Annotated in this window: 10 protein-coding genes and 2 pseudogenes; 6 read left to right on the top strand and 6 right to left on the bottom strand. The window is 48.9% G+C overall.

Annotated elements, in window-relative coordinates; genetic code table 11:
• Positions 1 to 144 precede the first annotated feature (144 nt).
• On the top strand, positions 145 to 1,344 hold the full coding sequence (gene fabV, locus EPYR_RS09220) for an enoyl-ACP reductase FabV (protein WP_012668138.1): 1,200 nt from the start codon (positions 145 to 147) through the stop codon (positions 1,342 to 1,344).
• Between the two features lie 265 nt (positions 1,345 to 1,609).
• Positions 1,610 to 2,134 (top strand): LLM class flavin-dependent oxidoreductase, encoded by a 525-nt coding sequence (locus tag EPYR_RS09215; RefSeq protein ID WP_014538927.1) that lies wholly within the window; start codon positions 1,610 to 1,612, stop codon positions 2,132 to 2,134.
• 184 nt (positions 2,135 to 2,318) lie between these two features.
• On the opposite strand, the gene EPYR_RS09210 is transcribed toward EPYR_RS09215, so the two are convergent.
• Entirely contained in the window at positions 2,319 to 3,638 is a 1,320-nt protein-coding gene (locus EPYR_RS09210; RefSeq protein WP_012668137.1) for an RNA ligase family protein, read from the bottom strand.
• A 340-nt stretch (positions 3,639 to 3,978) separates the two neighbouring features.
• Here EPYR_RS09210 and EPYR_RS09205 point away from each other — a divergent pair, with 340 nt between their 5' ends.
• Positions 3,979 to 6,366 carry a TonB-dependent hemoglobin/transferrin/lactoferrin family receptor gene (locus EPYR_RS09205; RefSeq protein WP_012668136.1) on the top strand — a complete coding sequence of 796 codons (2,388 nt, stop codon included), beginning with the start codon at positions 3,979 to 3,981 and terminating at the stop codon, positions 6,364 to 6,366.
• Positions 6,367 to 6,401: 35 nt separating this feature from the next.
• On the opposite strand, the gene EPYR_RS09200 is transcribed toward EPYR_RS09205, so the two are convergent.
• The 3 genes and pseudogenes from EPYR_RS09200 to EPYR_RS09190 all read right to left on the bottom strand — a co-directional run bounded on the left by EPYR_RS09200 (position 6,402) and on the right by EPYR_RS09190 (position 8,050).
• Positions 6,402 to 6,698, bottom strand: coding sequence for an Rdx family protein (locus EPYR_RS09200; protein ID WP_012668135.1), 297 nt, complete (start codon positions 6,696 to 6,698; stop codon positions 6,402 to 6,404).
• Between the two features lie 50 nt (positions 6,699 to 6,748).
• Positions 6,749 to 7,410 (bottom strand): annotated as a pseudogene (locus EPYR_RS09195) (DUF1345 domain-containing protein).
• A gap of 7 nt (positions 7,411 to 7,417) precedes the next feature.
• The gene (locus EPYR_RS09190; RefSeq protein ID WP_012668133.1) at positions 7,418 to 8,050 is read right to left on the bottom strand and encodes a TetR/AcrR family transcriptional regulator; all 633 of its coding nucleotides are present in this window, start codon (positions 8,048 to 8,050) and stop codon (positions 7,418 to 7,420) included.
• A 105-nt stretch (positions 8,051 to 8,155) separates the two neighbouring features.
• Here EPYR_RS09190 and EPYR_RS09185 point away from each other — a divergent pair, with 105 nt between their 5' ends.
• A complete protein-coding gene (locus EPYR_RS09185; RefSeq protein ID WP_012668132.1) occupies positions 8,156 to 8,818 on the top strand; it encodes a DUF3313 domain-containing protein in 663 nt (220 codons plus the stop codon).
• A 64-nt stretch (positions 8,819 to 8,882) separates the two neighbouring features.
• Here the strand turns inward: EPYR_RS09185 and EPYR_RS09180 are convergent, their stop codons facing one another.
• Positions 8,883 to 10,286 (bottom strand): phosphatidylinositol-specific phospholipase C, encoded by a 1,404-nt coding sequence (locus EPYR_RS09180; RefSeq protein ID WP_012668131.1) that lies wholly within the window; start codon positions 10,284 to 10,286, stop codon positions 8,883 to 8,885.
• A gap of 647 nt (positions 10,287 to 10,933) precedes the next feature.
• Between EPYR_RS09180 and EPYR_RS19195 the strand changes: the two genes are divergently transcribed.
• Positions 10,934 to 11,143 carry a glycine zipper 2TM domain-containing protein gene (locus EPYR_RS19195; protein ID WP_012668130.1) on the top strand — a complete coding sequence of 70 codons (210 nt, stop codon included), beginning with the start codon at positions 10,934 to 10,936 and terminating at the stop codon, positions 11,141 to 11,143.
• A gap of 114 nt (positions 11,144 to 11,257) precedes the next feature.
• Positions 11,258 to 11,734, top strand: coding sequence for a GNAT family N-acetyltransferase (locus tag EPYR_RS09175; RefSeq protein ID WP_012668129.1), 477 nt, complete (start codon positions 11,258 to 11,260; stop codon positions 11,732 to 11,734).
• Positions 11,735 to 11,740: 6 nt separating this feature from the next.
• Here the strand turns inward: EPYR_RS09175 and EPYR_RS19190 are convergent.
• Positions 11,741 to 11,893 (bottom strand): annotated as a pseudogene (locus EPYR_RS19190) (antibiotic biosynthesis monooxygenase); the annotation flags it as partial.
• Between the last annotated feature and the right edge of the window lie 3 nt (positions 11,894 to 11,896).

Genomic DNA, 11,896 nt, shown 5'->3' with positions numbered 1-11,896 from the left:
AGCTTGATTTCCACTGGATAACAAAAAAGCGGCTGGACAGTGATTTACGCGTTTCCGCACTTTGCCTGAACCGGCATAAGCGGTATTCTAGCGGCCGTATTTAATCAATAAGTTCATGAAAAAAGTTTCAACATTGAGGTCGACATGATTATTAAACCACGCATCCGTGGCTTCATCTGTGTTACTGCCCATCCGGCGGGTTGTAAAGCTAACGTGGAAAAACAGATCGAATACGTCACTGCTCAGGGCGCGATTACCTCCGGCCCGAAAAAAGTGCTGGTGATCGGTGCCTCTACGGGGTACGGACTGGCTGCCCGTATCTCTGCCGCATTTGGTTGCGCTGCAGACACGCTGGGCGTGTTCTTTGAGCGCCCGGGCGAAGCGAACAAACCGGCGACCGCTGGCTGGTATAATTCTGCTGCGTTTGAAGAGCTGGCAACGGCAAAAGGACTGTATGCGAAAAGCATTAACGGCGACGCTTATTCCGATGCGGTTAAGCAAAAGACGATAGAACTGATCAAACAGGATCTCGGCCAGGTTGACCTGGTGGTTTACAGCCTGGCTGCACCGCGCCGCACCCATCCGAAAACCGGAGAAGTGTTCAACTCTACGCTGAAGCCGATTGGCAAACCGCTGACCACACGCGGTCTGAACACCGACAAAGAGACCATTACTGACGTCTCGCTGGAACCCGCTTCACAGAAAGAGATCGACGGCACCGTCGCGGTAATGGGCGGTGAAGACTGGCAGATGTGGATTGATGCATTGCTGGAAGCCGGCGTGCTGGCGGAAGGGGCTAAGACCACCGCCTTCACCTATCTGGGTGAGAAGATTACGCACGATATCTACTGGAACGGTTCAATCGGTGAAGCGAAAAAGGATCTGGATAAGCGTGTTCTGGCCATTCGTGACACCCTGGCCGCACACGGCAACGGCGACGCCCGCGTTTCCGTGCTGAAAGCGGTCGTCACTCAGGCAAGCTCGGCGATCCCGGTGATGCCACTCTATCTCTCCCTTTTGTTCAAGGTAATGAAAGAGAAAGGCACCCACGAGGGCTGCATTGAGCAGGTATACGGCTTGTTCAAAGACAGCCTGTACAACGCCGCGCCGATTGTTGATGAAACCGGTCGCCTGCGCGCGGACTATAAAGAGTTACAGCCAGAAGTTCAGGATGAAGTCTCGGCACTGTGGCCAACCGTGACCAATGAAAACCTGAACCAGCTGACCGACTTTGTCGGTTATAAAACCGAATTTATGCATCTGTTTGGCTTCGGGCAGGACGGTGTGGACTATGAAGCGGATGTTAATCCGGACGTAAAAATCAAAAATTTGGTGCAGATGTAATTCTCTGCCGGACAAAATGCAGGGGCGGCCGTTGGCTGCCCCTTTTTTATGAACCCTGGTCACGGCGGCTAACCAGCCAATCGCATTAAAGCGCACCCTCATACGCCCGGCGCACAGGACGCAATACGCTTCATCAGGTAATCATTGCGCCGGGTGGCCAACGGCTGTAGCCATAAAGCCGCATTGCAAAGGGGATTTTCGTATTTAAACCCGCGCTGTTTTTAAGAAAATCTGACGTCATATTCTATCAGCACGGAGTTATATCATGAGTCAAACCCCACGTCGGATTAAACTCGGCCTGATGTTACAGGGCGCAGGCGGCTATATGAACGCCTGGCGTCATCATAGCGTGCCTGCCGATGCCAGCGTTAATGTTAACTGGTATCACCAGTTGGCACGCCAGGCGGAATATGGCGGACTCGATTTTCTGTTTGTCGCTGACGGGCTGCACATTAATGAAAAATCGCTGCCGCATTTCCTTAATCGCTTCGAGCCGCTGGCGCTACTCTCATCATTGACGGCGGTCACGCAACGTATCGGGCTGGCCGGAACGGTTTCCATTTCTTACAGCGACCCGTTTACCGAGGCACGACAGCTTGCTTCGCTTGATCTGCTAAGTAACGGCCGAGCCGGCTGGAATGTGGTGACCTCGCCGCCTGAAGGATCGGCACGAAACTTCGGCAGAGAACATCCCGAACATGGTCAGCGCTACCAGGTAGCCGGGGAATATATCGAAGTGGGTGCATATCGTCTGGAAGGGCAGGCGTCAGGCGATTTTGCGGGTTACTGAAATCTGAAGTAAATAACCGCTGTGCTCTTTAAGACAGCGGTTTGATCGGTTAAAAAACAAATCGACAGGATGGTAAAGAACAGCACGATTAAGCGATATCCGGTTGTCGGATACGTTGACCTTCTTAGCAACGGGCTATAATCAGCGTGATGATCAATGATGAAAAATCACCAACTCCTGGTGATTATTTTTGTTCATTGCCTTGGTGCTGCATATACCAATCACCAGCCACGCTTGTAATTATCTTATGAATTTCTTTCGTCTTTAATCCGCTTGCTTCCACACTGGCTGGTTGTTCAAGGCCGATATTCTTTTTCACTGCCTGACAAAAGATGGGTTGGGACACACGATTCTTCGGCGTTTCAGACCACACCTTTTCCATGCGTTCTTTCGTTAAAAATGTTGTAATAAATACGTTTTTACTATTTATTTTTTCTTTCTGCTCAGGGGGCAAGTTACCAGCTTTCGATTCTGTGTCTTTTGTCTCACTAACTTTAAACATCAGGCCGTTTGTTTTTGGATTATCAGAAACGACTCTCCATACCGCGCCTTCTCCTCGCCCCTTTTGGCCAAGCTTATGGGCTACAGGGCATTGCTCAATTATATCATTTGTGATTTCGAGCAATCGCTCAGGCACCTTATGTCGTAGGAATTTGCTTGATCCTGCAGAAATATTGCCTTCTATTTGAAAAGTAAGAGGATTTATGGTTAGCTCATAGGTTTCGAATTCATTTGTGCAGAAAACTCTTTCTTGAGCTGTTGAGGGATCATTGTCTGATGAATTCCTTTGGCCTCCATTTCTTGCGCTGGTTATAATGTCGTTGACTATTTTGGCTGGCAAAAAACGACATTCCTGATTTCTTGCTTTGTTTCCTTTTTTACTTCCTTCTTTAAAGAATGCAATATCGAAAACAACGAATAAAGGCTTCAATTTATTAATGGCGAAATCTTTAGAATCAGTATCCATAACCCCAACTCCGCACCACTCACCAAATATTGCGGCATGATTTTCTCCAGATAATTTATGTTTATTAATTTGTTCAAATGATTTTTTAAATATATCATTAATTTTCCCATCGTTTACAAATAACATAAATCCTTTATTTGGATCTTTTTTTGGATCAATATTTGGATCAATATTTGTATCGATAACATGTTTACGGGTCTGACCCCACATTTTTCCCGTCCGAAAATCAACGGCTACAGAACTATTCCTACCGTCTAACTTTACCGTACCCTCAATTTTCACGTTTTCAGTTAATGTTCCGTCGTTAACAAAATTTATTAATTTTACTGCAGCTTTGTCACCTCGTTGTATTTCAGGGTAATGCAGAAAGGTTGTTTCTTGGGAACTCTTTGCAGTATGAAATTCAGTATTCGTGCTTTCTGTACCTAACACATTTTCTAACACCTTGGAACCCTCCCCGTTGCGACTTATATTATCAGTAATATTTGTAGTTGACGGGGTAACTTGTGGAATTCCAGCCGAGACGCCAGGTAGCATAAACTCTCTCCTTAAATGATAGAATTGATACCTTAATAGCGGGCATCCTCTGTTGGCTATCATTAAACGGTTTATCGCTGAAACTGATCAAGTTATGACACTTTCGTATCCTGTCACCTCCTCTGTCACGCCTTTACCCATCACGGCTGAACGCTTTTTTAATGCCTCAGATTGTGTACAGCGGTAAATTTGTGCATGCTTTTATTGATAATGATTATCATTTGTATATGATAGCGAATGTCATCTTTAGTTTTGTCCCGTCAAATTGTGTTTGGGACCCTCTATTCCCGTATGGAAGCCATGCCTGAGCCTATACTCATAAACTATTCAGGTGTTTACCATGTCCAATTTTTCATACCGTCAGGGTATTTTTCACAGGTCACTGATGATGGGGACGTTGTTTGGCGTTGCCGTTACCACCACCAGCTCCGCTGCTCAACCGAGCGGCGCGTTGGCGGAAAACCGCTCCGGCCAGCAACAAATATTGTTTGCTATGCCAGAGGATAATGCGCTAATGACCGTGCTATCCCCCCCGGTTATGCAGGCGGCCGGAAGCACGGAAAGTATTAGCGTTGCTGATATGCAGCGACGCGGCGCTAACGACTTTGGTTCCATCATGCGCTATCAGCCGCTGGTCGGTGCGGTGGGCAGCAGCAGTGGTTCAGGCAGCGGAAAAAGCGGCTTCGACCGCGCGGGTTACGCCGGCTACAACATCCGAGGCCTGGAAAGTAACCGCGTAGCGCTCAGCGTAGATGGCATCCCGCAGCCGGACGCCACCGGCCGAGGCTACGGCAGCCGTTCAGGGGTTAACACCGTTGGCATCGGGCGCGATTATATTGACCCGTATCTTTATGCCCGGGTAGATATTGAAGCCGGAGCCACGGCGACATCTCGCGCCAATACCGCGATGGGCGGTTCGGTCTCCTTTCTGCCAAAATCGGCAGATGATTATCTGCTGCCGGATAAACAGAGCTATTTTGGTTATCAGAGCGACTACGATTCTGCCAACCGCAGTTGGCACAATGGCATCACCGCAGCCGCCGGGGATCGGAATCTGCGCGGCCTGATCGCTTACAGCCGCCGCGATGGGCAGCAAACGCGTAATAACAGCGATGTGCTGGATGCCTACCCCGCCAACTGGCATTCGGATGCCGTGCTCACTTCAGCGATCTGGCAGCCCGATGAACAGCATAAACTGGCCGCTACGCTCGATTTCTATAGCAAAGTAAATCATAGCCGCTATGCAAGCTGGACCGACCGTTTCAAGGAGCCGCTGGGTGACGCTGATCAGCAAAGCAACACGCGTCGCTGGGGAATAACCCTGAAGGATGAATGGACGCCAGACATTGACTGGATCGACAGTCTGAGCAACAAAATCTATCTCCAGCAAACCCAAGCGCATGATAATACGTTAAGTCCGCAGGAATCGCCGTCAACGGGATATCTGCGCACTTATTCCGACTACAACGTAAAAACATGGGGTTATGAAGCGCAGCTGGCGAAAACGCTGGGCCGCCATGCGTTTTTGGCGGGAGTTAACGCCCGGCTTATCGACACCGAACGGCCATTCAGCCAGTCGCCAGCGCAATCAGTTACTAAACCGCAGGCCGACAGCCGTACCCTGACGCTGGGGGCTTTTTTACAGGACAGTCTGCAGTTTGACATTGCTGGCCACGGTTTTGCCGTGGTGCCGGGCGTACGCGTGGCACATCAGGAAACGAAACCACAAAACCTGGCGAATATGGCTACCGGTACCGACGTACTGACCCCCGAGGATGCGCAAAAGCTGTACGGGAAAACCAGCACTGACAGCCAGCTGCTGCCATCCATCAGCTTAAATTACGAGGTAACCCCAGGGCTGATGACTTACCTGCAGTACCGGCGTGGGGTGCAGTTCCCCAATGCCAGCCAGCTATATGGTTCCTGGAACCTGGGCAGTAACTATATTCCGGGGGCGCAATACGCGTTAATTGGTAATACCGATCTGAATACTGAAACCAGCAATAACGTAGAGTGGGGGATAAAAGGCCAGGTCAATGAAGGGGTGACTCTCAACGCCTCACTGTTCTACAACACCTACAAAAACTTTATTGCTTACACCCGTTACAGCAGGGCGAGGAGTCCGGACAGGTTCGCCAATGTCCCTGCAAATATTGCGACGATTTTTCAGGCGGAAAACCGTGACAATGCGTATCTCTGGGGCAGTGAAATCAGTACTAAAATTAACTACGGTACCTGGTTAAAAGAGGTGAATGGTTTGAATACCACCTTTGCGCTCGGCTACAGTCAGGGCAAATCTAAGTCCAGTTACAGCGGCGACAAGTATGTGGATCTTGACAGCGTTGCCCCAATGAAAGCCATAATTGGCATGGGTTGGGATGACCCGGCACAGCGCTACGGGGCTGCGGTCACCGCAACCTTTGTCAAAGGTAAACAGGCAGATGCCACCAATCGCGAAGCCTGGCTCAATAACGGCAGCGACCTGACCGATTCCAGCAGTGAGTATACGCGCGTACCGGGCTATGGTGTGGTGGATCTCAGCGCCTGGGTTAAGGTCAGCAAGCAGGTTAAACTGAATGGCGGTATTTATAACCTGACCGATCGTAAATACCGGGATTACCTGAGCAGCCGCACTCTTTCCGGGCAGACAACGCGCGATATGAATGACCGTGCACTGGCCGTTATGCCGGGGCGTAATTTCCAGCTGGGCGTTAATGTTGATTTCTGAGGCTTGACCAGGCCGCGCGCCGCGCGGCTATTTTATTACGATTTATCCGCGTGACGATCAATATGCCCCAGGTCGCGCTGCGGGAAACAGACGGCGCGCACGCGTCGCTTGATTTCGGCAGCATCCGGGAAGCCATTATCAATTTTACGGTTCCAGATTATCTGCTGGTTGACGGTGATTTCGTAAATCCCACCCGTGCCGGGGACGAGCGTAACCGCGCCGAGGTCTGTGCTGAAAGTGTGCAGTAACTCCTGGGCCATCCAGCTGGCGCGCAGCATCCAGTTGCATTGGGAACAATAGTGAATGGTGACGACGGGCAAAGGTCTTAACATAGTAGCCTCACAGGAGAGATGACTTCTTTTCGAACACTTTCATACGCCAATCAGCTTAACAAGCCAGCACCCACATTAATCGACAGGCCGAGAATGGTCAGATTAAAGATAAACGACAGGACTGCCTGTAAGGTGGTAATTCGCCTGATGGTGGTATTGCCGGTAGCTACATCGGCCGTTTGTGACGCTAGCGCAAGGGTAAATGAATAATAAATGAAGTCCCAATAGCCTGGCTCGTGCAGCTTGTCGGGGAACAGCAGGGCCTGATGTGACTCCGTCTTGCTCAGATAAAACATATGCGCATAATGCATGGCGAATGCCGTTGGCAGTAACGACCAGGATACCACCAACGTTGCCACAGTGAGGGCAATATGCCGCGCCTGGGCCGCATCTTTAAGCTGTTTCACTTCGCCAAGTTCAAACAGGATTGCCAGAATACTGACCAGACAGGCCACACAGACTAATGCCAGCACGGTTCCGGCGCATTCATCCTGTGCACGAGCAATACGGGCAATGTCTTTTGCCGGCGTACGCAGCATCAGCCACCACAGTGACAGCAAATATAGCCAGGCCAGCACATTCCAGCAGATTAACAGGCGCTGTGCCAACGGCTGGCAGGAATGAAGAAAAAACTGACCACGGACAGCAAAAAGGCAACCAGCAGGTGAGGGCGCGCCCGGTAAAGATGCCGAAACGGGGGCGGGAAAGTCATCAAGGCGTTACCTCACCGAGAGAGACGGATTAGCCGCGCCAGCCATAAACATTCTTACCGCACAGGCGGTCATTTCCTGCACGCGTTTCACGCTCAACGGCGGTGCCGCACGCTGATAAATGCGTATTTCGATTTCTGCCGTCAGTAAAGCCAGAAATTGCAGTGCGCGGATGCGCGCATCGCCAATACGCAGCACGCCGTTATCCATCGCGGATGAAAACACCCGCGCCAGCTTTTCCACGCTCTCACGCGGACCTGATTCATAAAACAGCATACCCATTTCGGAGTGACCGGCTTCTGCCACCACCATGCGGTAGACCGCGAGGGCGGTATTATCGGTGGTCATAACCTTGAGCATTTGCTCGCCAAAGTGTTGCAGCTTCTCCTCCAGCGTGACATTTTTGCTTAAAGGGGTGTCCAGTGCGCTGGCGGCGTCGGTCAGATGCCGGGTGGCGTAAGTACGGATCACTGCGCTGAACAGCTCTTCTTTCGAAGGAAAATAGTTATATAGCGTGGCCTTCGAACCGCCCAAACGTTTTGCCAGCTCGTTCATTGAGGCACGTTCGTAACCCATCTGCTGGAACAACTGTGCGGCAGCTTCGACAATCGCCTCACGGCGCTCTTCAGTACGAACTTTCATCGGGTTTCTCTAGAAAAATAAATCAGAGTGTACATTCTATTGACAGAAAAATCCTGCCAGGGCATAAATAAACCGTACAGTACGGTGCATTTATGGGATTTTACTATGTTGAACCAGATCGGACCTTTTCGCGTTAGCATTATTCTGCTGTCACTGGCATTAGCCGGGTGTGCAGGAACTCAACTACCTCGCTATGCAGGCTTATCTTCTGCTGAACAGCTGCAGCCAAACATTGGCGACGAGGCTTACCGTCAACCGTGGCGCACCAACAGCCCGATTGAATGGAATAAGTACCGCGAAGTCACTCTGGACCCGGTAGTCATTTATAGCGGAGCAGATAATCAGTTTGGCGATCTCAGCCCGGCTGACCGAAATGAGCTGGCCGATTACCTTTATCAGCGTAACGCGGAGGCGCTCAAAACGCGCTTCAGCTTTGCACAGCCGCCGTCTGCGCATGGGTTGCGCATCAGGCTGACGTTAACGGGGGCTGAAACGACCACCCCGGTCATCGGGACCTTCACTAAATTTGACCTGGCGGGGGGGCCATATAACATCGTGCAGGCGGTACGCGGACGGGAAGGATTAATGAATGGCTGGGTCAGCTATGCAGTGGAAATTTATCAGGCTGATAATAATCGGTTGTTAAAGGCGTATATTACCAAACAATACCCTAATGCAATGAACATCAGCGCCAGTATAGGTTCGCTCGCCGCCGCCAGAGCGGGGATTGATAAGGGCGCCGATGAGTTATTGTCTGAGATGAAGTAACCTGTTTCCGACGCCAGAATACAGGCGGCATTAAAGCCGCCTGTTATTGATTTACCGGGTACAGCTAAGAACGCAAATTTTGTAATTCATTGACGCTCTTGAAATTAGTCTCAATGACGCGCCTTGCTAAATCTCCAATCGGATAAAAGTCCGAAGCAATAATTCCCCCATAATTCTTGCGTTTCCTGATGTAATTAGCCAGCTCGGGATTTTTATCACGCGCATATGACTTTGCTGATGTAAACGTATCTGCAGCAATGCTGGTGTAGTTGATCGTCAACCAACCTGCTCTGGAATTAGATTCTGAGAAATCCCAGGCAGATTTGATGGCGCACCATTTTTCTGACTCATTGCGCTCATTATATTTATCCTGTACATGTATTTTCATGGAGCCATTCGTAGTGTCGAATGTTGTATTATCCCCCCAATAAAGACTTTTTCCAACAGTGCTGCCATCAAAGCGTTTTAACAAGACTATCTTTCCTCTGACTTCTTCCAGCTTGGGGAAGCGGCCTTCTACAAACCATCTTTTGGGGTCATAATATTTTTCTTCAAATGTTTTAGCAAAGCTGCGAGAACAGTTCTCTTCTGTATGTTCATTTTTGACGGACATGAATATAAATTCACTGGGATATTTCTCAAGAAATCTGTAGCAGTCATTGAGGATTGTGCCAAAGTTAACATCTAAATAAAACTTGTCATGATGCATGGTAAACACATTTGAAATATGGCGGCAGCGCGCGTCAATGAACCTTACGCCATCGAGAAGCTGATCCCATACCGATTCATACTGGGTTTTAACCCAGGCACTAATTACCGCGTTTTTACCGATGGTGTAAGTTGCAGAGTTGTGTGTTCCCGGTATGGATAGTTGGTTAATTGGATGCTTATCGTCTATAAAATTAAGCCAGTTTTTGCTGGAGATAAATCCTTTGAACTTCCAGTGTTCAGTATCTTCACGATGAGGAGGAAAAGATAACTGATCTTTTGATGGATTGCCACGATGTCTTAACTCATAAAAATAACTCCATTTAGGAGAGTAGTAAATATCTCCCTCTTCGCCATCATCATTGTATGATTTAGCATCCATAAAAGTTCCGACTTTCCAACCGATAAAGTCCCAGTAACTATTTGATTCACCATTGACTGGAAAATACCATTTATTTCGGGATGGATTTCCATTCATTATTAACTTCATATATCCAAATTCTGGCTTGTGATAAATGCAGCCTGATGTTCCATATTCCGACCACGTCTTTGGCTGTTCACGCGTGCCGGCATTCATACCCCCAAAAAGAAAGTATTTATTGTCTTCTTTTCCTGAAGGGTAATACCATTTGTTATCACCTGGACTTCCTTCTCTTTTGAAAACATAGTACAGAGAATTGGCGGGATTATAGTAGATGTCTCCTTCCACGCCTTTATCTGCCCATTTTTTCGGGTTTAGATAAGTTCCTTTATTATGCATTTTAGCTCTCTTCTTTTCTTGCTGGTGTAAGTGAGACTTGAGTGTATATATAATTTAGTGCTGGTCAATGAATTATTTACTATCCGTGCATTTTATTTTTTCGGTATTTGTAGATTTATTGTTTTATTGTGGCAGTATTGAAATTAATTGGGTGGATATAATTAAATACAATTTAAACATGTTGTGTAAGCGAAAGAACATTCGACAATGCTCTGGCATTTTATCCAGTTTTAGAAGACGGGACAATACGCAATAAAATAATCATCTGTTTGCACCAAGAGTTAAAATGCCATACTTGCGACATCCTTCCCCGCGCCGGTTAAATAATCCGCCGTGCCGTCAACCGTGGGCTTGCCAGTCACTCTATGCTACGCGGTGCCTGTTACCTGTGCGCGGGGCTGATAGCCTGCTTATTGCTGCCAGATAATGCTAATCAAGAAACATCTGACCGACTTGTCAGCCGTCTTAATCATCGTTGACATTTTTTAGCGCAACAGGCGCAGGCAATATCAGAGTTTTTACCTGTCAAGTGCACACAGCAAGCATTATATTCTGCCTGAGTCACGACAGATGTTGGGCTTTGTACTAAATACTTAGAGTCAGATGCTGACTCTGACATTCCATAACTCAAGTGTGGTGAGATAAAAATGCTGTTAAAACGCAGTGGTACTATGGCAATTGTTCTGCTGATAACCTTCGCCGTGTCGGCTTGTGGCATGTCTCATCGCGGTAGAAACACCGCTATAGGCGCGGGTGTTGGCGCAGTGGGCGGGGCCGTATTAACGGGCGGTAGCACATGGGGCACCCTCGGTGGTGCGGCGATTGGTGGTGTTGTCGGTCATCAGGTTAGCCGCTAATTCAGGTGGTGCCGCAGACGGTTGATCTGCTCTGCGGTACCCATCTTCACTTCCCCCCGCAATTGACATACCATCCCGTTGACCCCGTTTTTTTACTGCGATTGGGCTATTTATATGGAAATCACCATCAGAAAATACCAACCCGCCGACCTGACAACCGTTATTGCCGTTTTCCAACGGGCAGTACGGCTAATTGCGGCACGGGATTACAGTCAGCAACAAACCGAAGCCTGGAGCCATGCTGATCGCACCGACTGGAAGCGGCGTTTGGACAACGGTGATGTGTGGGTGGCCTGCCACAATAATAAGATCATTGGTTTCACTTTGCTGGAAGCTCATGGCCATCTTGACCTGTTATTCACCGATGCAGGCTACCAGCGCTGCGGGGTGGCGACATTGCTGATGAATACGCTAGAGCAAGCAGCCACTGAAAAAGGATTAAAACAGGTTGATACTGAAGCAAGTATAACGGCAAAGTCTTTCTTTATGCAGCGAGGCTATCAACTGGTGGCGCAGCAGAGCGTAGCGGTACGTGGCCAGTACTTTATCAATTTTCGCATGCGTAAAGGGTTGATCGGGAAGGGTACGTAGACGGGTTCAAAGCCGGAATACCGCCTCAACGTGGTGTTGAAAAACGTATGGGTCTGAAAGCAGCTGGAACTGTTCATCATCCGGATAAGTCACTGCAACAGGGTAATTCTCCCCGGCAAACGCCTTAATCGCCTCCAGATCCTCCCACCAGGTGGCTAAATT

This window comes from Erwinia pyrifoliae DSM 12163 (assembly GCF_000026985.1).
Lineage (GTDB): Bacteria > Pseudomonadota > Gammaproteobacteria > Enterobacterales > Enterobacteriaceae > Erwinia > Erwinia pyrifoliae.
This window is presented reverse-complemented; position numbering and strand designations above follow the sequence as displayed.

What these genes read in the sequence shown, in the direction of transcription:
- EPYR_RS09215 (WP_014538927.1), top strand. Translation starts at nt 1,610, where the DNA reads ATGAGTCAAACCCCACGTCGGATTAAACTCGGCCTGATGTTACAGGGC.
- EPYR_RS09185 (WP_012668132.1), top strand. Translation starts at nt 8,156, where the DNA reads ATGTTGAACCAGATCGGACCTTTTCGCGTTAGCATTATTCTGCTGTCA.
- EPYR_RS09200 (WP_012668135.1), bottom strand. Translation starts at nt 6,698, where the DNA reads ATGTTAAGACCTTTGCCCGTCGTCACCATTCACTATTGTTCCCAATGC.
- EPYR_RS09175 (WP_012668129.1), top strand. Translation starts at nt 11,258, where the DNA reads ATGGAAATCACCATCAGAAAATACCAACCCGCCGACCTGACAACCGTT.
- fabV (WP_012668138.1), top strand. Translation starts at nt 145, where the DNA reads ATGATTATTAAACCACGCATCCGTGGCTTCATCTGTGTTACTGCCCAT.
- EPYR_RS09205 (WP_012668136.1), top strand. Translation starts at nt 3,979, where the DNA reads ATGTCCAATTTTTCATACCGTCAGGGTATTTTTCACAGGTCACTGATG.
- EPYR_RS09210 (WP_012668137.1), bottom strand. Translation starts at nt 3,638, where the DNA reads ATGCTACCTGGCGTCTCGGCTGGAATTCCACAAGTTACCCCGTCAACT.
- EPYR_RS09180 (WP_012668131.1), bottom strand. Translation starts at nt 10,286, where the DNA reads ATGCATAATAAAGGAACTTATCTAAACCCGAAAAAATGGGCAGATAAA.
- EPYR_RS09190 (WP_012668133.1), bottom strand. Translation starts at nt 8,050, where the DNA reads ATGAAAGTTCGTACTGAAGAGCGCCGTGAGGCGATTGTCGAAGCTGCC.
- EPYR_RS19195 (WP_012668130.1), top strand. Translation starts at nt 10,934, where the DNA reads ATGCTGTTAAAACGCAGTGGTACTATGGCAATTGTTCTGCTGATAACC.